Consider the following 2,757-nt stretch of genomic DNA (forward strand, 5'->3'; position numbering starts at 1 on the left):
GTGTCTCTTGTAGCTGCTAAGATCGATAGCTTAAATGAGGAAACCTTCATGGTAGAACTTTTCAAGCTGAATGTATCCATTGGAGATGAACATACCCGGATTGAACCCGTATTCAAGCTGGTTTTACCTGTTAAATTCGAGCGGTTCGAAGATGGCATGCTCGTTACCGGCATTGACCCCGGTAACTCAACAGCGTTGTTATCAAAACTTACCGCCATTAACGGACATCCTATGGATGAAATTAACCGGAAGTTCAAAGAGGTGATCAAATCCGATAACAAATCTTACTTTGATATTTATCAGCAACAGTTCCTCAACAATCCATCCTTTCTTAAAGGACTGGGTGTACTGGAGTCTGATAAAAACGCAGTGTACACCCTACAGGATTCCCAACATAAAACATACAATGTAACGCTTAATGCCGTAAGCAGGGATAGCCTGAAATTATCTACTGCGGGCCAGTACAACAACATACTTGCCTACAGCCACCATAACATGAACTATTGGTATGCTTATGACGAGGCGGGAAAAATAATTTACTTCAACTTTGTTCGTTGCATAGACGACGAAAATCATCCGTTCCCGCAATTTAATACAGAGCTGTTTTCAAAAATAGACAGTCTTCGTCCCAACAAAATTATCGTTGACCTGCGATTTAACAGTGGTGGAAATTCAGGGGTGCTGGCGCCTTTTATCGATAGCATCAAAAATAGTTACCTGAATAAGAAAGGGCATTTTTATGTACTGATAGGGAAACAAACCTTTTCCTCCGCGTTAATGAATGCCGTTGAATTTAAAAGACATACCAATGCTGTTCTTGTAGGCCAGATGACCAGTGGCAATATCAATCATTATGGAGAAGTACGGGGTTTCCGGCTTCCAAATACTAAAATCATAATTGGCTATTCCACCAGGTATTGGGAAACCTGGAAAGGTAAAAAAGGTGCGCTAATGCCAGATAAGAAAATAACTTATAGTACCACCAATTTTATTAATAATAAAGATGAAGCCCTGGAATACATTTACCGGCGATAGACCTGATTTTTAACAGTCCGGGTGATCAGTCACCGGTATACGGTAATCTCTTCCATTACATCAGCTAAAAAAATTCATCTAAATAATACCGATTGGTATATTTTTGTTTTACTTTTGCATATGCAAGAGCTAAAATCAAATTTATGGACAATCAGTACGACATCATAGTGATAGGATCAGGCCCCGGGGGATATGTATCAGCCATCAGGGCGGCCCAGTTGGGTTACAAGGTAGCCATCGTAGAAAAATACAGTACTCTTGGCGGCACCTGCACCAATGTTGGCTGCATACCTGCCAAAGCTTTACTGGATAGCTCGGAACACTATCACCAGGCAAAGGAACAATTTAAAACGCATGGCATTGGTGTAGGCGACCTTTCGCTTGATTTCAACCAGTTCATCAGCCGTAAAAGTGATGTGGTAAAGCAAAATACAGCGGGCCTGGTTTATCTTATGAAGAAGAACAAAATTGATGTACACCATGGCGTGGGTAGTTTCACGGATGCTACCCATTTGCAGGTAACCGCAGCAGGCAAAACCACCTTACTAACAGGGAAATACTTTATCATCGCCACCGGTTCCAAACCCTCTTCCATACCTGGCGTTACTATTGATAAGGAAAGGATCATCACTTCTACAGAGGGCCTGTCGCTCCCCTCCCGCCCTAACTCCATGGTCATCATCGGCGGTGGTGTGATCGGGGTGGAAATGGCGTCTGTTTATGCGCGCATTGGCACTGAAGTAACCATTATAGAATATACAGATTCCCTTATCCCTGCTATGGACAAAGAATTAGGGAAGGCATTGTATAAAACATTGGGGAAACTGAAAATAAAAATACTGCTGGGCAGTAAGGTACAATCGGCCACCAATAAGGGTGTATCGGCATCTGTCAGATTCCTGGACGCGGAAGGCACAGCACAGGAAATTACAGCCGATTACTGTCTTGTTGCTGTGGGCAGAAAAGCCTACACGGAAGGCTTAAATTTACAGGCGGTAGGTATCACACCGGAAAAGAATGGTAAAATAAAAGTGAACGCTCAACTGCAAACAATTGTTCCCCATATTTATGCTATAGGCGACGTGATCGACGGCCCCATGCTGGCGCACAAGGCAGAAGACGAAGGTACTTTTGTGGCAGAAGTTATTCATGGCGGGAAGCCACATATCAAATACGAACTTATTCCTGCAGTAGTATACACCTGGCCGGAAGTAGCCGCAGCAGGCGCTACAGAGGAGCAGCTAAAGGCGCAGGGCGTTACTTATACGGTAGGTAAATTTCCTTACATGGCCAGCGCAAGGGCCAGGGCATCCATGGACACAGATGGCTTCGTGAAAGTATTGGTATCTCCCCAGTATGGCGAAGTATTGGGTGTGCATATTATTGGTCCGCGCGCTGCTGATGTCATTGCACAGGCGGTGGTGTCTATGGAATATGAAATCACGGCGGAAGACTTATCGAGGCTTAGTTACGCCCACCCTACTTATTCGGAGGTGCTTAAAGATGCGTACCTGATGGCAACGGGGAAGGGAGCGATAAATATTTAGTTGGGGAGAGTTTAAAGGGTACATAAGTCGCAATAAGAATCGTAAAAATGTACAGGGAAAGAGGCTGTAAGTTTCGGCTTATAACCTCTTTCCCTGTACTATCAATTATCAGCTTTGTAATAAAAAAGGATTTTGAATTGATGATTGATTTGCTGTCCATATCCTCTATTTGCAA

General features: G+C 43.6%; 2 protein-coding genes. Both read left to right on the forward strand.

The annotated features are described in order from the left end of the window. Positions 1-1,035, forward strand: a 1,035-nt coding sequence (locus VN105_RS24390; RefSeq protein WP_325645149.1) for a hypothetical protein, incomplete at its 5' end; no start/stop codon positions are given. A gap of 143 nt (positions 1,036-1,178) precedes the next feature. After that, entirely contained in the window at positions 1,179-2,582 is a 1,404-nt protein-coding gene (gene lpdA, locus VN105_RS24395; protein WP_325645151.1) for a dihydrolipoyl dehydrogenase, read from the forward strand. Positions 2,583-2,757: the final 175 nt, after the last annotated feature.

The sequence above is a fragment of the Chitinophaga sp. genome, assembly GCF_035564935.1.
Lineage (GTDB): Bacteria > Bacteroidota > Bacteroidia > Chitinophagales > Chitinophagaceae > Chitinophaga.

Excerpts from the sequence above, each read along its gene's own strand:
- lpdA (WP_325645151.1), top strand. The coding sequence starts at position 1,179 with ATGGACAATCAGTACGACATCATAGTGATAGGATCAGGCCCCGGGGGA.